This window comes from Aquimarina sp. BL5, assembly GCF_003443675.1.
Taxonomy (GTDB): Bacteria; Bacteroidota; Bacteroidia; order Flavobacteriales; family Flavobacteriaceae; genus Aquimarina.
Genome location: NZ_CP031963.1, coordinates 3,430,949 through 3,452,244, shown reverse-complemented (window position 1 = coordinate 3,452,244; position 21,296 = coordinate 3,430,949). Strand labels below are relative to the sequence as shown.

At 32.2% G+C, this 21,296-nt stretch carries 20 protein-coding genes; 18 read left to right on the top strand and 2 right to left on the bottom strand.

Features of this window, described 5'->3' with window-relative positions:
* Positions 1-117 precede the first annotated feature (117 nt).
* The 4 genes from D1818_RS14495 (at position 118) to D1818_RS14480 (ending at position 5,721) form a co-directional block, all read left to right on the top strand.
* A complete protein-coding gene (locus D1818_RS14495) occupies positions 118-1,746 on the top strand; it encodes a LysM peptidoglycan-binding domain-containing protein (protein ID WP_118459717.1) in 1,629 nt (542 codons plus the stop codon).
* Between the two features lie 34 nt (positions 1,747-1,780).
* Entirely contained in the window at positions 1,781-2,248 is a 468-nt protein-coding gene (locus tag D1818_RS14490) for a gliding motility-associated C-terminal domain-containing protein (RefSeq protein ID WP_118459716.1), read from the top strand.
* A 118-nt stretch (positions 2,249-2,366) separates the two neighbouring features.
* Complete coding sequence (locus D1818_RS14485) at positions 2,367-3,350, top strand: DUF4837 family protein (RefSeq protein WP_118459715.1); 984 nt, start codon at positions 2,367-2,369, stop codon at positions 3,348-3,350.
* A 244-nt stretch (positions 3,351-3,594) separates the two neighbouring features.
* A complete protein-coding gene (locus tag D1818_RS14480) occupies positions 3,595-5,721 on the top strand; it encodes a Tex family protein (RefSeq protein WP_118459714.1) in 2,127 nt (708 codons plus the stop codon).
* Between the two features lie 64 nt (positions 5,722-5,785).
* Here D1818_RS14480 and D1818_RS14475 read toward each other — a convergent pair whose 3' ends face one another.
* Positions 5,786-6,115: a hypothetical protein gene (locus D1818_RS14475; protein ID WP_118459713.1), complete on the bottom strand. Its 330-nt coding sequence runs from the start codon at positions 6,113-6,115 to the stop codon at positions 5,786-5,788.
* Between the two features lie 390 nt (positions 6,116-6,505).
* Positions 6,506-6,697: a twin-arginine translocase TatA/TatE family subunit gene (tatA, locus tag D1818_RS14470; protein ID WP_027394483.1), complete on the bottom strand. Its 192-nt coding sequence runs from the start codon at positions 6,695-6,697 to the stop codon at positions 6,506-6,508.
* A gap of 265 nt (positions 6,698-6,962) precedes the next feature.
* On the opposite strand from tatA, the gene D1818_RS14465 reads away from it, so the two are divergent.
* From D1818_RS14465 to D1818_RS14400, 14 genes are all read left to right on the top strand, one after another.
* Positions 6,963-7,832, top strand: a complete 870-nt coding sequence (locus D1818_RS14465; RefSeq protein WP_118459712.1) for a M23 family metallopeptidase — start codon at positions 6,963-6,965, stop codon at positions 7,830-7,832.
* Between the two features lie 9 nt (positions 7,833-7,841).
* Positions 7,842-9,341 carry a GH3 auxin-responsive promoter family protein gene (locus tag D1818_RS14460; RefSeq protein WP_118459711.1) on the top strand — a complete coding sequence of 500 codons (1,500 nt, stop codon included), beginning with the start codon at positions 7,842-7,844 and terminating at the stop codon, positions 9,339-9,341.
* Between the two features lie 25 nt (positions 9,342-9,366).
* A complete protein-coding gene (locus D1818_RS14455; RefSeq protein ID WP_118459710.1) occupies positions 9,367-11,058 on the top strand; it encodes a hypothetical protein in 1,692 nt (563 codons plus the stop codon).
* A 5-nt stretch (positions 11,059-11,063) separates the two neighbouring features.
* Positions 11,064-12,053, top strand: coding sequence for a hypothetical protein (locus D1818_RS14450; RefSeq protein WP_118459709.1), 990 nt, complete (start codon positions 11,064-11,066; stop codon positions 12,051-12,053).
* Positions 12,054-12,071: 18 nt separating this feature from the next.
* The gene (rfbB, locus tag D1818_RS14445; protein WP_118459708.1) at positions 12,072-13,085 is read left to right on the top strand and encodes a dTDP-glucose 4,6-dehydratase; all 1,014 of its coding nucleotides are present in this window, start codon (positions 12,072-12,074) and stop codon (positions 13,083-13,085) included.
* Positions 13,086-13,107: 22 nt separating this feature from the next.
* Complete coding sequence (locus D1818_RS14440) at positions 13,108-13,479, top strand: four helix bundle protein (RefSeq protein WP_118459707.1); 372 nt, start codon at positions 13,108-13,110, stop codon at positions 13,477-13,479.
* A gap of 72 nt (positions 13,480-13,551) precedes the next feature.
* On the top strand, positions 13,552-14,409 hold the full coding sequence (gene rfbA, locus D1818_RS14435; protein WP_118459706.1) for a glucose-1-phosphate thymidylyltransferase RfbA: 858 nt from the start codon (positions 13,552-13,554) through the stop codon (positions 14,407-14,409).
* Positions 14,410-14,509: 100 nt separating this feature from the next.
* Positions 14,510-15,055: a dTDP-4-dehydrorhamnose 3,5-epimerase gene (gene rfbC, locus D1818_RS14430; RefSeq protein ID WP_118463757.1), complete on the top strand. Its 546-nt coding sequence runs from the start codon at positions 14,510-14,512 to the stop codon at positions 15,053-15,055.
* Between the two features lie 72 nt (positions 15,056-15,127).
* Entirely contained in the window at positions 15,128-16,183 is a 1,056-nt protein-coding gene (locus tag D1818_RS14425; RefSeq protein WP_118459705.1) for a hypothetical protein, read from the top strand.
* Between the two features lie 49 nt (positions 16,184-16,232).
* Positions 16,233-17,105, top strand: coding sequence for a dTDP-4-dehydrorhamnose reductase (gene rfbD / locus D1818_RS14420; protein WP_118459704.1), 873 nt, complete (start codon positions 16,233-16,235; stop codon positions 17,103-17,105).
* Positions 17,106-18,230: a non-hydrolyzing UDP-N-acetylglucosamine 2-epimerase gene (gene wecB / locus D1818_RS14415; protein ID WP_118459703.1), complete on the top strand. Its 1,125-nt coding sequence runs from the start codon at positions 17,106-17,108 to the stop codon at positions 18,228-18,230. It begins immediately after the preceding gene.
* Positions 18,231-18,232: 2 nt separating this feature from the next.
* A complete protein-coding gene (wecC, locus tag D1818_RS14410; protein WP_118459702.1) occupies positions 18,233-19,450 on the top strand; it encodes a UDP-N-acetyl-D-mannosamine dehydrogenase in 1,218 nt (405 codons plus the stop codon).
* A gap of 2 nt (positions 19,451-19,452) precedes the next feature.
* Entirely contained in the window at positions 19,453-19,938 is a 486-nt protein-coding gene (locus D1818_RS14405; RefSeq protein ID WP_118459701.1) for a hypothetical protein, read from the top strand.
* 26 nt (positions 19,939-19,964) lie between these two features.
* Positions 19,965-21,296 (top strand): flippase, encoded by a 1,332-nt coding sequence (locus D1818_RS14400; RefSeq protein WP_118459700.1) that lies wholly within the window; start codon positions 19,965-19,967, stop codon positions 21,294-21,296.

Sequence of the window (21,296 nt, the reverse complement as noted above, 5' to 3'; positions counted from 1 at the left end):
TGGATTTAAGAAAAAAAATGCGATTTTCGCAGCGGTGTTGTTGATAACTTGTTGAAAGATCGTACTAATCACCCCAAAATATCCGTTAGTTTGAGTAATTGTAAACAATATCCGAAAATGAATAAAAATTGTTGGTTATATCTTAGTTTTATTTTTTGCCTTAGCACACTGCAGGCTCAGGATACTATTCCTTCATCCACAAATACAAAAACTTCCAGAATACTATCACTTGATAAAGAGCTTACACTAAAAAAAGATACTGTTCAGGTAATTGATACGACCAAAGTGATTAGTACAATAGGCGAACTAAAAACCACAACATTCACAAAGACCAGTGCTAAGGATAGTGTGATGTATTCTGCACAAGATCATCCAAAAATGGCACAATTAGATGCTATTTGGAAACAAGAATTATACAATTCTAGTTTATTTGATACGATCTATAAGTCGGTTACAGAATTAGAATACGAGCCGGTAGAGTATGTAGATCTTCCTACGGATACGTTAAAAGCTAGATTAGCAGAATTGAATGCCCGTACTCCTTTTAACGTGGAGTATAATCCTTCATTAGAAAGTGTTATTAAGAATTATCTTAAGAATCGTCACGAGCATTTAGAAAGACTAATGGCCTTAAGTGAATTTTATTTTCCATTATTCGAACAAGAGCTGGATAATCAGAATATCCCTTTAGAAATAAAATATTTGGCAATTGTAGAATCTGCATTAAAACCGAGAGCGAAATCTAGAGTTGGTGCAACCGGGCTTTGGCAATTTATGTTTGGAACCGGTAAAATGTTTGGGTTAGAAGTTAGCTCATATGTAGACGAACGCATGGACCCTATTATGGCGACACAAGCTGCCTGTAAATATTTAGCAAGTCTTTATCGCGTATTTGGTGATTGGGATCTGGCACTGGCATCATACAATTCGGGACCAGGAAATGTTACTAAAGCAATAAGAAGAAGTGGCGGATATAAGAATTACTGGAACATTCGTCATAACCTCCCAAGGGAGACAGCAGGATATCTACCTGCATTTTTGGCAACAATGTATATTTTTGAATATGCAGAAGAACATGGATTTAAGCCTAGACGACCAGAATTTGCATATTTCGAAACGGATACTATTAAAGTAAAACAAATGATCACTTTAGATCAGGTTTCTGAAGTTATGGATATCAATATGGAAGAGTTACAGTTTCTAAATCCTTCATATAAATTAGATATCATTCCGCATATAAAAGATGAAAACTATGTGTTGCGTTTGCCACTAGATCAAGTAGGTAAGTTTGTTACAAACGAAAATCAATTATATGCACTTGCGCAGGAAGAGTTCAATAAACGAGAAAAACCACTTCCTAAGTTTATTGAAGCTAATGATAGAATCAGGTATCGAGTACGTAGTGGAGATTTCTTAGGAAAAATAGCTAGAAGATATGGAGTACGTGTAAGCCAAATAAAGAGATGGAATGGACTAAGAAGTAATAATCTTAGGATCGGACAGCGATTAACTATATATCCACGCAGACCTTCTGTGGATAGGCCAAAAAAGAAAACAAATACTAAAACAGCTGTTGCAAGTGCTAACTCAGGAAGCTCTGAAGTGTATACCGTAAAATCAGGGGATACTTTATGGAGCATTTCACAAAAGTTTAAAGGAGTCTCTATCGAAAACCTCAGAAGTTGGAACAATATCAGCGGTACAGGAATTAAACCAGGTATGAAGTTAAAATTGTCTAAATCCTAGTAAACCTTAGAACTTTAATTTACCAAAAAAATTCATGAATAAATATATACTAATAGCAGTGTCGTTTTTCATTGTGGTCAGTTGTAGTGATAATGATGATGGTAACAACAATTCTTCCTGTTGTGGACAAGATGCTTTTGTTGTTGAAATAAATAACCTATCTGGAGATATAGAAATAGAGCCTTTTAATGTGATTACTCCTAATAGCGACGGTATAAATGATATTTTCGTAATATCAGGTTTGGCAGCGTATCCTAACAATTCTTTACGAGTTTTTTCGAATAACACTTTAGTTTTTGAAAGCAGTAATTATCATTTGAATCAAATATTTGGTGCTGATTTGATAGATGATTCTTTTGCTCAAAAGGTGTTTACATATGAGTTATTGGTTGATAATGGAGATAGTTTTAAAGCTAAAGGAACAATATGTGCGATAAAATCTTCAAGTAATGACTCCGATAGTTGTAATGCGTTTGATCTCAGCGATCCACTTTTGAATTAATACTTTCTTTTCGATTTAAAAATACAATTGGAACGGTTTATGATGTCATAAAGAGTATTATATCCGTTATCTGGATATTATATTTTTGATATTAGCACATCCCAAGTATATTTGTATTATGAAAAAACTAGCTCTTGCCATTATCTCAGTATTATGTTTAATTAGTTGTACGGAGACTAAAAAGGATACTTCAGAAAAAATAAACGGTTCTCTTGCTCAATCTGTGGGTAAAATAAATGAACTTTCTGTGGTCATTGACAATGAGTCTTGGACAGGAAGTTTAGGGGATACTATACGTAAATATTTTGGGGCAGAGGTTCCTGGCTTACCTCAAGAAGAACCTTTGTTTTCTATGAGACAGCTACCTGCCGAAGCTTTTACCGGGATTGCCAGAAGAAGGAGAATGTTTCTTAAAATTGAAAAAGGAGAAGAATCCAAAGTATATATAGCAAAAAACAAGTATGCCACTCCTCAATTGGGTTATGTAATAACTGGTACCAATGAAGATGAGATTATCCGTTTGATTAAAGAAAGAGCTGATGGTATAATTACTAAATACAAAAATGTAGAAATCAAAGAAAAACAATATAGAATAAAAAAATCAGTAGAATATATTCCTCAATTGCAAGAAAAGATGGGAATTACTCTTAAAATACCTTCTGCATATCGAATTGCTAAAGAAGAAGACAAGTTTTTTTGGTTGCGTAAGGACATCAAGAACGGAGACATGAACCTTATGATTTATGAACTTCCATTAGGATCAATATCAAAAGATTCTAGTACCATTGCAAAGATCATAAAAGTGAGAGACTCTATTGGTCAATTAAAAATCCCTACCAACTCAGGAAAATTTATTACCGAAGAAGCGTATGCACCATATCTGTATGAAACTTCTTTAGACAACAAATTTACATTCGAAACCAAGGGTACTTGGGAAATTAAAGACAGATATATGGCGGGCCCTTTTGTAAATTATGTAATTAATGATGTAGCTAACAATAGGCAGTTTGTTATAGAGGGTTTTGTGCTGGCACCATCAGTACGAAAAAGAAATTATATCTTCGAGTTAGAAGCGATTATTAAAACTATTAAGTTCGATTAGAAAAACACTCAAGAAACATACATTTTAAATCTCCTCGTCGCAGCGAGGAGATTCTTTAAACTAGATTTCTTCAAATGAAAAGAGCTAAAACGCCTACTTTTTGAATGGATGTTTTTCTCAGAAACAGAATCTAAACATTTAAAAACCTTCGCCCCACTTTAAAAGTAAGATAAGACCAATTATCAATAAGTTTTGATATTAGACATGGTTTATAATATATTTAGCGGTTCAAAAAATGTAACCAATGAATATTGTTTCTTTTATAGCGAAACAGGTTCCTGTTTCGGAAAAGCAAATCACTAAAACCATCGAATTACTGAATGATGGAGCGACAATTCCATTTATTTCTAGATATCGTAAAGAAATGACCGGCAATCTCGATGAGGTAGAGATTGGCGAAATTGTAAAGTATAAAACCGCTTTTGAAGCCTTACAAAAAAGGAAGGAAAGCGTTCTTGCAAGTATAAAAGAGCAAGAAGCGCTAACACCAGAATTGCAGAAACGTATAGAAAGTGCACAAACCTTATCTGAAGTAGAAGATCTATATCTACCCTATAAGAAAAAGCGTAAGACTAGGGCTTCCGTTGCAAAAGAACAGGGGTTAGAACCTTTGGCCAAGATCATAATGCAGCAACGTGAAGAAGAAATTCTATTTGTAGCTTCTAAATACCTAAATAGTACAATTATTAATGAGGACTTAGCTTTACAAGGAGCAAGAGATATTATTGCAGAATGGATTAGTGAAGATGAAAAAGTAAGAAATAGATTGCGAAGATTATATCAACGCAGAGCCGCTATATCTTCTGCAGTAGTAAAAACAAAAAAAGACGAAGAAGAGGCACAAAAGTATCAACAATATTTTGAGTGGGAAGAACCACTACAAAAATGTCCTTCGCATAGATTATTAGCCATTCTTAGAGCTGAAAATGAAAAGATAGTAAGAGTAAAAATTTCGGTTCCTGAAAATGATGCACTAGATATCATAGATGATATTATGATCAAGTCCAATATCGAAGCGTGTACTGATCAAATGTTTCTAGCGATTGCTGATGCGTATAAAAGATTATTAACACCTGCAATTTCTACGGAAGTATTAAATCAGGCTAAAGAAAAAGCAGATGACAATGCAATCACAGTTTTTGCTCATAACCTAAAACAATTGTTACTAGCTTCTCCATTAGGGCAGAAACGTATTCTGGCATTAGATCCTGGTTTTAAATCGGGTTGTAAAGTGGTTTGTTTAGATGAACAAGGAGATTTATTACATAATGAAAATATATATCCGCATCCACCACAGCGTGAAACTACTAACGGGATAAAAAAGATTAAGTCTTTAGTAAATGCATATAAAATTGAAGCTATAGCCATAGGTAATGGAACTGCCGCTAGAGAGACAGAGGCGTTTATCAAAAAAATTCCATTCGAAGGTCCTATTCAAGTGTTTATGGTTAATGAAAGTGGGGCATCTGTATATTCTGCTTCTAAAATTGCAAGAGCAGAGTTTCCTAATTATGATGTAACAGTTCGTGGAGCAGTATCTATTGGCAGACGATTGGCAGATCCTCTAGCAGAACTAGTAAAAATAGATCCTAAAGCAATTGGAGTTGGCCAATATCAGCATGATGTCGATCAAACCAAACTAAAAAGTGAACTCGATACAGTGGTGATGAGTTGCGTAAATAGTGTAGGGATTAATGTAAATACCGCTAGTGCACCTTTATTAAGCTATGTATCCGGAATAGGAGATAAGCTGGCAGAAAACATAGTAAACTATCGATCAGAAAATGGAGCACTACAATCTAGAGAAGAATTAAAAAAAGTTCCACGACTTGGAGGTAAAGCCTATGAACAAGCAGCGGCTTTTTTGAGAATTACAGATCCTAACAATCCACTAGATAATTCCGCAGTGCATCCCGAACGATACAAATTAGTGTCTAAAATGGCAAAAGATGTAGGTGTCCAGCTAAAAGAATTAATAGGAAATAAAACAGCGATTACCAGTATCAAATTACAGAATTATATTTCTGAGAATGTAGGGCTACCAACTCTTACAGATATAGTGAAAGAGTTAGAAAAACCAGGTGTCGATCCAAGAAAGAAAGCAACTGTTTTTGAATTCGATCCCAATGTGAAAACAATTAATGATCTAAAAGCCGGAATGAAATTACCAGGAATAGTAAATAACATAACTAATTTTGGATGTTTTGTAGATATTGGTATTAAAGAAAGTGGATTGATACATATCTCAAAATTAGCGAATGAATATATCAGTGATGTAAATGCGGTAGTTCAATTAAACCAGCACCTGATGGTTACTGTAATGAGTATAGATTTACCCAGAAAGAGAATTCAGCTTTCTTTGGTAGATTAAAGTCAAAAAAAATACTCCTTTTTATCTAAAAGGAGTATTTACTATATTTTTATGCCCCAGCTAATTATGGAAGTAAACTTGCAGTAGCATTTTTTTGAGTGATTCTTTTATTTTCTTCTTTGTTTACAAGATTTGTTAATCTTGTTGTTTTTTTAGTATCAGTATTAAAACCGTTTTTTTCTAATAAAAGATTATAAAAATCCTTTTTAGTAGTATTAGTAACTTCTTTTTTGTTTTCCTTGATCGTAATATCAAAGTTATTTGCCTTTATAATAGCGTTATAAAAATCTGCTTTTGATGCCTTAACAGTGGTTGTATTCTCATTAGTAATCTCTTGTGCACTAATGGTAGAGAAAGAAAATAAAACTGCGATGGTAAAAAATATAGTTTTCATAGTTTGGGGCTTTATGAAGTTACTTACTTATTTGACTCAAAATTAACACGAAATAACGATGTAATAAAACATATGAATAACTTTTAGATGAAGTGGTTTTTTATTTCGATGAAATACACAGATTTTATGGTTTTACCGTAAAAATAAAACGTTTAATATGTCAATATTAAGGTTTCATGGTTATTTTTTGGGAACAATTTTTTATTTATTCGTTGTAAATGAGCAATGTATGATACATTCCTAAATAATAGTTTATGTTTTCACAAATCGTTAACAACTGTGGTTTTTTGATTACTTTAGTATAACTTATTTTTAGTTGTCAACGATTTATTCAATAAAAAATGCCCAACTTATATAAGCTGGGCATTTTTACTTCTATATAACTATAGGTTATTTTTTCTCTTCTATTTTATTAGGATCTTCTTCTTCTTTTGAGGCATCTTTAAATTCTTTGATCCCGCTTCCTAAACCTCTCATCAATTCCGGAATTTTTTTACCTCCGAACAAAAGTAAAACCACAGCAACAATCAAGGCGATTTGCCAAGGGCCTAACATTCCTAAAAATACACTTAATGACATCATGATCTTAAAATTAGATTACAAAGTTAACAAGATTTAGATAAAAAAGACATTTTTGAAGTGCTAAAAACTCCTTTTGTGATAATATTCACACCTTATAATAAGACTATTCATACCTAAATAACGTTTTATACTAGTTATTGTTTGAATTTTATTCCAGTAAATTCAAATGACAAATGGTAATATTGTAGAATTTAGCATTTTTATCCCTAAACAGAATATGTATATTTGCGTAACAAACACAATTGCCCTGATAGTAGATTAATCTATGGCTAAAAAGAAAAAAGAACAAAAAAGAATTACCAAAAAACTACTAAACAAGTATCGATTAGTAATTCTTAACGAAGATACCTTTGAGGAAAGAATATCATTTAAACTAACAAGGCTTAATGTTTTTGTATTGGTTATGATTACTTCGATCGTTTTAGTTTCTTGTACAACCATTCTAATAGCTTTTACTCCATTAAGAGAATACATTCCTGGATATTCTTCCACATCTCTGAATCAAAAAGCAACTAGATTAGTTTCTACTGCAGATTCTTTGGAAACTGTATTAACTGTTAATCAGGAATATTATAAATCCATCAAGAAAGTCTTGATAGGAGATGTTAAGACAGTAGAGTTTGATATTGATTCTGCACTACAATCACAAAAGTTAAATCCAGAAGAAGTAGACCTAAGTCCATCAGAACAAGATATGAAACTTAGAGAAGAGGTTTCTAGAGAGGACAAATACAGTTTGTTCGAAAGTGAAAAATCAAGTACTGATTTTTCACTATTTCCGCCTGTAAAAGGTAGTATTACATCCAAGTATAACGTTAATGAAAAACATTATGCAATCGATGTGGCAGTGCCAAAAGATACTCCAATCAAAGCTGCTGCTGCCGGAACTGTAATTTTTGCAGAATGGACGTCAGAAACAGGTCATGTGATCATATTAGAACATGGAAATAGTTTACTGACAGTTTACAAGCATAACGCTTCGCTGACAAAACAACAAGGAGAGTTAGTAAAGGCTGGAGAGGTAATAGCAACAGCAGGATCAACTGGAGAACTTTCGACAGGGCCGCATTTACATTTTGAATTGTGGAGAGATGGATATCCTACAGATCCATCAAAATTTATTGATTTTGAATAATAACAGATAATGTCTATTAAATCATTAGGGGCAAAGATTTTTGCAAAGCATATCCGTAAAAAGATAAACAAGTGGGCTAAAAACCCTATAAAAACTCAAGAAAAGGTTTTTAATGAGTTAATACTGAATGCTGGAAAAACAGCTTTTGGTAAAGATCATGGTTTCCATACTATAAAAACACACCAAGATTTTGTAAAAAAAGTTCCGATCCGTGATTACGAAGAACTGCGTTCATATGTAGATCGCGTTGTAAAAGGAGAAAGCGATGTATTATGGCCTGGAAAACCAATTTATTTTGCTAAAACATCCGGAACTACGAGCGGAGTAAAATATATTCCGTTAACTTCAGATTCCATGCCAACACATATCCAAGCTGCAAGAAATGCTATTCTGTGTTATATTGCGGAAAGTGGAAAAACTGCTTTTGTAGATGGTAAAATGATATTTCTTCAGGGAAGCCCGGAACTTGTAGAAAAGAACGGAATAAATTTAGGAAGGCTTTCAGGAATTGTAGCGCATTACGTGCCAAAATATTTACAGAAAAACAGACTACCAAGTTGGGAAACTAATTGTATTGATGATTGGGAAACAAAAGTAGATGCTATAGTGGAAGAAACTGTAGATGAAAACATGACTATCATCAGCGGAATACCACCGTGGGTGCAAATGTATTTTGAAAAACTTAAACAGAAAACAGGAAAACCTATTGGAGAGTTGTTCAAAAATTTCGAATTGTTTATTTACGGAGGTGTAAACTATGAACCTTACAAAGCTACTTTCGAAAAACTAATAGGGAGAAAAGTTGCCAGTATTGAATTATATCCCGCATCTGAAGGTTTTTTTGCTTTTCAGGATAAACAACATGAAAAAGGAATGTTGTTGCAATTGAACTCTGGAATGTTTTATGAATTTGTAAAAACAGACGAGTTTTTTGAAGAAACCCGAAAACGATTAACGATTAAAGATGTTGAGGTAGGAGTGAATTATGTTATGCTCATTTCTTCTAATGCTGGATTGTGGGCATATAACATTGGGGATACAGTGATGTTTACCAGTACTTCGCCATATAGATTGGTGGTTTCTGGCAGAATTAAGCATTTTATTTCTGCATTTGGGGAGCATGTAATTGGTAAAGAGGTAGAACAATCTATAAAAGAAGCAGCAGAAACAACCGGAACAATGATCAAAGAGTTTACTGTAGCACCGCAAATCAATCCAGATGACTCAGAGCTGCCGTATCACGAATGGTTTGTGGAGTTTCAGGAAACACCAGGAGATATAGAAGAATTCGCTTTGCAAATTGATAATTCTTTACGAAAACAGAACACATATTATGATGATTTGATAGTAGGAAATGTACTAACAACTCTCAAAGTCAGAACAGTTCCCAAAGATGGTTTTAATGATTATATGAAATCTATTGGAAAATTAGGAGGACAAAATAAATTACCAAGGCTTTCTAATGATAGAAAAATTGCCGATTCCTTAACAATCAGCATAGTTAAATAAGTTATATATTTGTTGCGAAAAATTTATGCCAAATTTGAAATTACAAGGAAGAACAAGATCCCAAGAAAGCTCAAGTGCAATAGAACGCATGTACATTACCATGAGACACCTATTCAATAGAGGTTTTTATAAGCCTATGGGAGTTTCTGGAGATACGTTAAGAGAAGGATTGCTAACACTTCGTCCAGAAATTTATGGCTCCGTCGCAGAAGAAAAAGTAGAACTAGATGGGTTGTTATACGTAATCGATCGTTTGCCAATTGGAATAGAAGAATGTCGCTATATAAACCTTACTAGTGAAGAAGGATATAAAAACTCCCATTTTAAAGTAATTGTCCCTCCAAAAAGAAGAAGAAACTGTTATAGGATTGATAAAGAACAGATGAATATCGAGATTACTCGTGGAAGATCAGAGATCTATGATATTCTTACACACCTTACTTTTTTATTTATCGAATCTCATAAGATTATGAATCGAGTGGTAATTAACGAAGAAGGAAACGTAACGCGAGATTGGGATAAATTAGAAAGCGCGGTATCCTCTAAAAAAGAACTTACAAAGGCAGAACGAGAAGTTGCGCTAACACATACAGCTAATATATTAGGAAGAACTTTTCAGGAAGTTACCTCTATCTACGATAGTTTTTCTTGTCCTGAGAATAAAGAGAGATTTCTTCATATAATTTACTGGTTAGGTAAGTTGGCAATGGATGAATCTGTTAACGGGAATAAGAGAATTGTTACGTTTAGTCCGGTTTTAAGAGAACGTCTAGGACATCATATCCACGGAGAGCGATGGGCAAATAGCATAAAAAATAAATTAGAACAACTCAATTTATTAGAAAGACCGATACATATCATAAGTGCAAACATGCATAGTGTTATGAATACATTGTATGCGCCAATTGCTTTAAAAACGGAACTAAAGAATAAGACTACTTTTGATATTTATGAATTGCTTAGTGAAAGCAAGAATGATAAACTGAGAGCTAAAGTAGAAAAACTAGCCCTACAGAAAGGAATGACCTATATTGAGGATCAAAGTGGCACAAATATTAATGTTCAGATATTTGATACTTCGAAACATACAGAAGGGACATATGCATCATTTATATCGGATGTTAAAAAGGAAAACAAACCAGTAATTATTGTAATGGATTATGCGTTTGGAGAACAAGCGTACGAAACCATGGATGAATTGCTGAAACCATATGTAAAACCCGAAGAAAGAAAATACCTTAATGTTAAATCAGTTTCTCTAATGGGAAAAGCAGGTATTCTAGAAGGAGGGAAAGGAGATATCATGATACCTTCTGCGCACGTTTTTGAAGGAACAGCAGATAACTACCCTTTTGATAATGGATTAAAAAAAGAAGATTTAGAAGGGCATGGAATTGATATTTACGATGGTTCCATGATAACTGTACTAGGAACTTCTTTACAGAATAGAGACATACTAAAGTTTTTTCACGATTCTACTTGGAATGTGATTGGATTGGAAATGGAAGGGGCTCATTATCAAAAAGCAATTCAATCAGCATCTAAACTACGAGGTAGTATAAGTTCGGATGTAAAAGTAAACTATGCATATTACGCTTCTGATAACCCATTAGAAACAGGTAGTACTTTAGCATCTGGAGGATTAGGGACAACAGGAGTAAAACCAACATATTTGATTACAGAGAAGATTTTGGAACAGATATTTAATGAAGCTTAGATAGTATGAGTGACAAAACCAATAATATAGAAATAGATTTAGGACAATTTTTTAAATCTGTAGTAAAAGGCGTCAAAGGTTTGCTAAAACTTTTAATTAAAGCATTGTTGTTTTATAAAAAGAAGTGGGTTTTGTTTTCGATTTTGTTTGTTGTTGGGGCTATTGGTGGTTATTTTTTGGAGAAAACGTTTGAACTAAATAAAAGACATAAGCAAGAAATCATTTTAGAACCTAAATATGATACTACATCTTATATATATGAATTTGTAGATAACTTGAATATTAAATTTAAAGATAAGTTATTTTTAAAAGAAATAGATCTAGATTCGACAGATTTAAAGGACCTAAAGAAGATTACCTTAGAACCTATTATCCAATCTAAAGATGTTTTGGATGAATTACAAAGGACTTATAAAGGTCAAAACTTTTTCAATCAGTTTATGGATGGGTATGAAGATGAAGCCTTAAATAGCGAGAAATATAAAAGCTTTTTCAAGTATCATAAACTGACATTAATATTTAATGGAGAAAATAAAAATAATGCTAAAGTTTCTAAACAATTGTTAGGTTATGTAGGCTCTAACAAATACTTTGGTAATGAAATTTCTTTGACACTAAAACAAACAAAATCTAATTTAGAGAAGAATAAGGAGACTTTAGTTTTTATCGAAGAATATTTAAATAAGTTAAGCAAAAACCCTGTTAATCAAGATAAGGAAGTGATAGTTATCGGAGGTGAGTCAGAAATACCCACAGTAGCTTCACTCTTAGATAAGAAGGAATCTTTAATGAGAACAATTAGTTTTCAGGAAAGAATTGTCGAATTGGATACCAAACTATTTGATATAGTAGAACACAGTCATGTTGTTCCATATCCAATAGGAATACATAAACGATTAATTGTATTATTACCAGTATTACTTTGTCTTTTTGTTTCTATTATATTTTTATTTAAAAATTCTACGGGAAAATTAGAGAATTTTATTAACAACTAGTTTAAATTATATAGTATCGTGTCTAAAAACATATTAGTAACAGGAGGAGCTGGATTTATAGGATCAAATTATTTGAATTATAAATCAAAACAAGAAGACATCAAAATAGTAAATCTTGATAAACTTACGTATGCTGCAAATGTGGATAATCTTCAAATAGCTAATGATTGTGATTATTCATTTATCAAAGGAGATATTTGTGATGTTTCATTGGTTCAAAAAATTTTCACAGAACACAAAATAAACGAGGTAGTACATTTTGCTGCAGAATCTCATGTAGATAATTCAATAAGTAACCCAGGAGCCTTTATAGACACCAATATTGTAGGTACTTTTAATTTACTTCAAGCTGCTTATCAGAGTTGGATGGATTCCCCTAATGTTTTCAAAAAAGGTCTGGAGAATTCTAAGTTTCTTCACGTGTCTACAGATGAGGTATATGGAACCCTTGGAGAGACAGGACTATTTACCGAGCAAACAGCGTATGCTCCTAATAGTCCTTATAGTGCATCTAAAGCATCTTCAGACATGCTGGTAAGAAGCTATTTTCATACTTATGGTTTACCCGTGGTTACTACTAATTGTTCTAATAACTATGGACCGCGACAACATAATGAAAAACTAATTCCAACTATAATAAGAAAAGCAGTAACTGAAGAAAATATCCCAATTTATGGAGACGGTAAAAATATTAGAGATTGGTTGTATGTGTTAGATCACTGTAAAGGAATTGATTTAGTTTTAGAAAAAGGAAGACTGGGAGAGACTTATAATATTGGAGGTAAAAACGAAAGAGAGAATATACACATAGCAATAACAATATGCAAAATTCTGGACAGAGTCCAACCACTAAAAAATCGAAAATCGTATTTGGATTTAATTACTTTTGTAACTGATAGACCAGGTCACGATTTTAGATATGCAATTGACGCATCCAAAATAGAAAATGAATTAGGTTGGACGGCCGAAGAAAATTTTGAATCGGGAATTGAGAAAACAATACACTGGTATTTAGAGAAGTATAATAGTTAACTAGTTATGGGTTATCAGTTGAATGATTGAAAAGGATAAAAAGGGAACCTCTATACAATCACATAAAGATTTGAGAGTTTGGAAGGAATCAATGCTCTTAGTGGAGAATATTTATAAAATAACAGATCGTTTTCCACGGTCTGAGCTTTATGGATTAGTCAGTCAGTTAAGGAGAGCTGCCATTTCTATTCCTTCAAATATATCAGAGGGTTGTGGAAGAAAAGGAAATAAAGAACTTTCTAGGTTTCTATATATTGCTTTAGGTTCTTTATCAGAATTGGAAACTCAGATAGAAATTTCAGTTCGATTATATTATATTGAAAAAGATATCGATTTAGAAAAACAAATTATTTATATAAGAAGGATGATACTAAATTTACTCAAAAAATTATGAATTGTTTTTTTTGAGAAATATAGTTTTGTGCTCGTTAACTATATAACTTGTAAACAGGATAACAATAGTAGAATGAAAGGAATCATATTAGCCGGAGGATCAGGCACGCGTTTACATCCACTAACGCTAGCAATAAGTAAACAATTAATGCCGGTGTATGATAAACCTATGATTTATTATCCGCTTTCTACACTAATGTCTGCTGGAATTAGAGAAATCCTAATTATTTCTACTCCATTGGATTTACCGTTATTTAAAAAATTATTAGGTGATGGCAAGAAGTATGGATGTGAGTTTGAATATGCAATTCAGAAGGAACCGAATGGACTGGCAGAAGCATTTATTATTGGTGAAAGTTTTATTGGAAGAGATAAGGTTGCATTAGTTTTAGGAGACAATATCTTTTACGGTTCTGGTTTGGAGGAACTTTTGGAAAGTAATAATGATCCGAGTGGAGGAATCATCTATGCGTATCATGTGCAAGATCCTGAAAGATACGGTGTAGTAGATTTTGATAGCAAAGGAAACGCAATATCAATAGAAGAAAAACCAAAATTCCCCAAGTCTAATTATGCTGTCCCAGGAATTTATTTTTATGATAATGAAGTGGTTAGAATTGCTAAAAATATCAAACCAAGTGAAAGAGGAGAATTAGAGATCACTGATATAAACAATGAATATCTTAAAGAAAGAAAACTAAGAGTAAGTATATTAGACAAGGGTACTGCTTGGTTAGACACCGGAACATTTAATTCTTTAATGCAGGCATCTCAATTTGTTCAGGTAATAGAAGAACGTCAAGGCTTAAAAATAGGAGCAATAGAAGAGGTAGCATATAAAAAAGGTTTTATAACCAAGAATCAACTTGAGGAATTAGCAAAACCTCTAATTAAAAGCGGTTATGGAAAATATTTATTACAATTGGATTAATATTCATTTTATGTCATTCCAGCCCTTCGATTGTCACTCAGGATAAACTTTGGCTGGAATCCATAAAAAGAATAAACATGATAAAATAAAAGATACACGTTTGGAAATAGAAAAAACAAATATCGAAGGCTGTTTTATATTGAAACCAAGAGTATTCAAAGACGAAAGAGGTTCTTTTTTCGAAAGCTTTAATCAAAAAACATTTGAGAAGTTAACCGGATTGAAAATTAACTTTGTTCAAGACAACCAGTCAACTTCTACAAAAGGTGTTTTAAGAGGATTACATTTCCAGAAGGGGGAATATGCTCAAGCAAAGCTAGTAAGAGTAACAAGGGGTAGCGTGTTAGATGTAGCTGTAGATCTAAGACAGGATTCACCTACTCTTGGAAAACATTTTGCAATAGAATTAAATGATCAAAATAATTACCAGTTATTTGTTCCTAGTGGTTTTGCCCATGGATTTATTGTATTAAGTGATGAAGCTGTTTTTAATTATAAATGCGATAATTACTATCATAAAGAAGCAGAATCTGGAATTAGATACGATGATTTCGATTTAGAAATCGATTGGAAACTAAAATCATCAGAAATTTTATTATCAGAGAAAGATAATATTTTGTCTAATTTTAGTGAATTAAATAAATAATATAAAGTTCTTTCTGTTTATGGAAAACACAGTACCTTTGCGGCACTTTTAAAAGATCAACAGTAACTGATTATGAGTAATAAAGAAAACACTTCTGAGGAAATAGATCTGGGTCAATTATTTAAACTAATAGGTGACGGATTAAACAAATTATTTCGATTTATTGGAAATATTTTTAAAGGAGTATTTCATTTAATCATACAGTTCCTCCAGTTCCTTAGAATTAATTTTTTGAAGTTCGTAATAGCGGGTTTAGTAGGTGTAGCAATAGGATGGTATTGGGATTCGGTTTCTAAACCGGTTTACAGGTCTTCTATGATTGTAGAACCTAATTTTAATAGTGCACAACAATTATATAATAACGTAGAGTTTTATAATGAATTAGCAAAGGAAGGAGCATATCAAACTTTGGCATCTTCTTTAAAAATATCGGACAAAGAAGCAGAAACAATAACCAAAATTGAAATTGAAGCTTTCTCTGATGATAACCAAAAATTAAAACAGTTCAGTGATTTTGTTTCAAAGTTAGATTCTATTTCCAGAATGAGTTTGAGTTACGAAGATTATTTAAAGAATTTTAATAACATAAATGCTAGATTTCATAAAATTCAATTAGAGGGGATTAATCCAGAAGTAGCTAAAAAATGCCAAAAAGCCATAGTTCGTTCTATTGAAAATAATGATTATTTTAAAACTCAGAAAAAAACGAATGAATTGAATTTAAGAATAAGTGATTCTGTTATTAGAAAACAACTAATTGACGTAGATTCCCTTACATCATTTTATCAAAGCTTAAAGTTGTTGGAACTCAAAAGACCAGAGAATTCTTCTGGAACAAGTATTAATCTAAGTTCAGAAAATCAAAATTTGGATCGTTCGGAAATTGCCCTTTTGAATGAGGCTAAAATCCTGAATACAGAAATTATTAAATTAAATCAGGAAAAAGCGGATTCCGAGAATATTATTAATGTGATTTCTGATTTCCCAAATAAGGGAGCTCTTGTGAATGACTTCTTATTAAAGAAGAAAGTATTAATTCCATTAATTTTTATTTTGTTAACCTTTCTGAGTCTTGTACTTCTATCATTAAACAAGTATTTAAAAAATTATAATATTGGTAACGATTAAAAGTTTATCCAATTATAATTGTCTAAATTAAGCAGAATGAGTTTTTAAGATGAATCTTAAAGAAAAAAATAACACAAAAGTTCTGATAACTGGCGGAGATGGTCAATTAGGAAAATGTATAAAAGTATTAGAGATTAATTATCCGACTTTAGATTTGTATTTCACAAATTTTAAGGAGTTAGACATTACAGATAAAGAAAATATAGCTCTTTTTTTTAAAAATTATTCTTTCGATTATGTAATTAACTGCGCTGCATATACTAATGTTGAATTATCAGAAAAAGAGAGTGAGAGGGCTTTTTTAGTGAATGCAGTAGGAGTAAAGAATTTGGCTGAAGTTTGCTTTTTAAATAAAACAGTTTTAATTCATATTTCAACCGATTATGTGTTTGATGGAGAAAAAGGAACTCCATATACTGAAGAAGATATTCCTAATCCAATGAATGAGTACGGGAAGTCTAAATTGGTAGGGGAGCAATATCTCCAGAAGACGCTTAAAAAGTATTTCATTGTAAGAACTTCTTGGTTATATTCTGAATTTGGTAATAATTTTTTTAAAACCATTCTAAAAAAGTCAAAAAATGAGAAGGAATTAACAATTGTAACATCAGAAACGGGTACTCCAACCAATGCGAATGATTTAGCTGAGTTCATTCTAAACATTATAAAAAGTACTTCTTCAAAATATGGGATTTATCATTTCAGTAATGAGGGAGAAGCTACATGGTATGATTTTGCATATGAGATTTTAAAAAGTTCCGGTAAACTGGACTCAATAAAGCTTGAAAAAGCAGATAATTACCCTACTTTTGCACAAAGACCAAAATATAGTGTTTTAAGTAAAATAAAAAGTGTTGAATCTTTTGGTTTAAGGATTTTAGACTGGAAAGATTCGTTGAAAAAACTATATTCAAAATACTAGATGAAAAAAAACCTAATTGTTTTTGGAACAAGACCAGAAGCTATTAAAATGGCACCTTTAGTAAAAGAATTTCAAAAACACAAAGATGTTTTTGAAACAAAGGTATGCATTACAGCGCAACATAGAGAAATGTTAGATCAGGTATTATCTTTTTTTGAGATTGTGCCGGATTTTGATTTAGATTTAATGAAACCAAATCAAAATTTACATGGCTTAACTGCGGATATTATAACAGGGTTAAAACCAATATTAGAAGAATTTAGCCCAGATTTTGTATATGTTCATGGAGACACAACTACTACTATGGCATCAAGTATAGCCTCATTTTATTCTGGAGCAAAAGTTTGTCACGTGGAAGCTGGTTTAAGAACCTTTGATATGAAGTCTCCTTTTCCTGAAGAAATGAATAGGTGTGTTACAGGGGTTATCTCGGATATTCACTTTTCTCCTACAGATACTTCGAAACAGAATTTAATAAACGAAAGTAAACGTGAGGATTCTATATTAATTACGGGAAATACTGTTATTGACGCACTTAAGTTTAGTGTAGACAAAGTTAATGTTGAAGGTTTTAATGATGAAGAAATAGAGAATCTCAAGAAGATTGTTGATCCTAATAAGAAATTAATTCTTGTCACTGGGCATAGACGAGAGAACCATGGTCAGGGCTTTATAAACATTTGCGAGGCATTAAAGCATATTGCAATTAATAATCCAGAGACCCAAATCATTTATCCTGTCCACTTGAATCCAAATGTACAAAAACCAGTATATGAACTTTTGAATGAAGTAGATGATATTCAGTTAATATCACCACTTTCATATCCTGCGTTTGTTTGGTTAATGAATCAATCATATTTAATTATAACTGATAGCGGCGGTGTCCAAGAAGAAGCACCAAGTTTAGGGAAACCTGTATTAGTAATGAGAGATACTACAGAAAGACCTGAAGCTGTGGACGCGGGTACGGTAATTTTAGTAGGAACGGATAAAGATAAAATAATTACCAAAACAGAAAAGCTTTTGATTGACACAGCATCATACGAAGGTATGAGTAGATTGCATAATCCTTATGGAGATGGTAAGGCTTGTCAAAGAATAGTAGAACATATTTCAAAATTTTAAGAATGAATAATAAGCCAAGTGTTGTAATGGTCGGTTTGGGGTACATTGGACTTCCCACTGCTGCTTTAATCGCGCAAAATAGAACATATGTTCACGGAGTTGATGTTAATGAAAAAGTTGTAGACACGATTAATGCGGGCAAAATTCATATTGTGGAGCCAGAATTAGATGAAGCTGTCTCCGAAGCTGTTAAGAATGGATATCTTAGGGCGAATACAAAACCAGTGCAAGGTGATACGTATTTGATTGTAGTGCCTACACCATTCAAAGATAAAAATGAACCGGATATTTCATTTGTGGAAGCAGCAACGAAGGCCATTATTCCGTTATTAAAGGAAGATGATTTATATATTATAGAGTCTACTTCTCCAGTAGGAACAACAGAAAAAATGATGGAGTTAATTTACTCTGTAAGACCTGAATTGGATGGAAATCTTAACATTGCTTATTGTCCTGAGAGAGTTTTACCGGGGAATGTTATGTATGAATTAGTTCATAACGATAGAGTTATAGGCGGTGTTGATAAAAAATCTACTAAAAAAGCTGTCTCTTTTTATCGTCAATTTATAAAAGGAGAATTACATAAAACAAATGCGCGTACTGCTGAAATGTGTAAGTTGGTTGAAAACTCCTCTCGGGATGTACAAATTGCTTTTGCTAATGAACTTTCTTTAATTTGTGATAAAGCAGATATTAATGTATGGGAATTGATAGACTTGGCAAATAAACACCCAAGAGTTAATATTCTGCAACCTGGATGTGGAGTAGGCGGCCATTGTATCGCTGTTGATCCGTATTTTATAGTTGCCGATTATCCAATGGAGTCTCAAATAATCGGAAAGGCAAGAGAAATAAATAATTATAAATCATTTTGGTGTGCAGAGAAAGTGCAAAATGCAAAACTCGAATTTCAATTAAAGCATGGTAGAAAACCCAGTATCGCTATAATGGGGCTTGCCTTTAAACCCAATATTGATGATTTGAGGGAATCTCCTGCCAAATATATTGCTCAGAAAGTATTACAAAACGCCAATAATGAAGAATATTACATTGTTGAGCCTAATATAGAAACACATAGTGTGTTTAAGCTCACTGATTACAAAGAAGCCTGTGACAAAGCAGATATTATTGTTTTTCTTGTAGCACACAAAGAATTCCTAAATCTTAAGATTAGCCTAGATAAAAGGATAATCGATTTTTGTGGAGTTTCTAAAAAATAAAAATGATGAATAAATTTTTAGTTTTTTTAACATTGATTGTATTCGTTTCTTGTAATACGAGAGAAAGAAATTATGAGAAGCATTTGGAGAAAGGACTTAAGACATTTCCATATACTCGAAATGTAAATCAAAATTTAATTACAGGAGTTTCTATAAGGTCATTAGCTTTTATTAAGAAGAGCGATGACCAAAGAATGTTAGTAATCAAATTAAATGATGAGGTAACTCCAGAAACTATAAATAAGTTTTCCTTGGCGATTCATACGTACCTTAATAAAGACAAATATGGCGACTTATTAAAAGACAAGGACTATATTTCAACACCTTTAAAACCCGTTCTTAAAGACATTAAAGGGCACAAATATATTATTACTGAATACGATATTGATGTTGAAAGAATCAAAGAATTACAATTTTTCTTATTTGATAGAGATAAATTCAGGAAGGTTTTAAGTAAAAGAGTAATAGTAAGAAATATAGGGATTTAACATAGGATTTCTCAAAAACACCTTTAGTGACTAAGAGTAAAATTGATAAGAGCAAGGTCTTTAACTTAATTTGGGGAGTTCTCGGAAAATTATTTTCAGGAGTTAAATTAGCTTTATTAGGTATTATTATTGCTAGGTATTTAGGTCCTGAGGATTTTGGTGTAATTAGTTATGTAGTAAGTTTTGTTTCTCTGCTTTCTGTCTTAGCAGAATTTAGACTTCAGAGTATATTAATAAGAGAGTTTTCTACAAAAGAAAGTAGTCCTAATGAATTATTAGGCACTTCATTTCGCATTTGTTTCTTTTTTGCTACTGTTGGGTATTTGATTTTATCCATTGTGGTTTTAAATATTAAAGATGACTTTAATGTAAAACTCTATATTCTTATCTATGGAATCAGTTACTTTTTTCAGGCAATTCGCTTCTTAAGAGCATATTTCATAGCTGGTTTTAGTAATAAAATGATCATTAAGGCAGAAGTAGCAACCACAGTAATAGTATTGATTACTGGTTTATTGTTAATTTATGGAGAAGCTACAATCATTTACTTCGTTGTTTTAAGAACCATTGATTTTTTTGTATTTTCCTTGTTATTAATCCTTCTTTACAAGAGTCAGCGTAAATCCGTAAGCAGCTGGAAATATAATAAAGAGTTAAGAATAAAACTTGTCAAAGATTCTTTGCCATTGGTGTTATCAGGTTTTGCAATTATTGTATTCCAAAGAGTTGATCAAATTATGTTGCGCCTTTTTATTGATGATTATGCAGTTGGACAATACTCCGCAGCCGTCTCCATAACCAGTATTATAAGTTTTGTTCCGATTATTTTATCTGAGTCAATTGTTCCAACATTGATTAAAAAGAAGGAAAATAATTTTGAGGCATATAAAAAGTTCAGGCAAAGATTTTCAGATTATATGACATGGGGGAGTTTGTTTTTATCTACATTTATTTTAGTACTATCTCCTATCATAATTAAAATTCTTTATGGAGATGATTATCTACCAGCTATTGAGGTAATGAAAATTTTTTCCTTTAAAGGAGCTTTAGTGGCTATGGGAGCAGTTGCTGGTCAAATTATGATAATAGAAAACATTCACCAAATTGCTTATATAAAAAGCATTGTAGGTGGTATAGCAAATATTGTTCTTAATTTTGTGCTGATTGTAGAATTAGGAATGATAGGGGCTGTTTGGGCATCAATAGCTGCTTTTTTTCTATCCTCCTATTTCGTTCATCTTTTTATGAAAAGATATCGATATTTGTTTTGGATTCAAACAAAAAGCTTAGTTTTTGGTTTATACTATATTTTTGTTGACAGTAGAGAAATTTTAAGAAAAGAATTATATCAGAAGTAG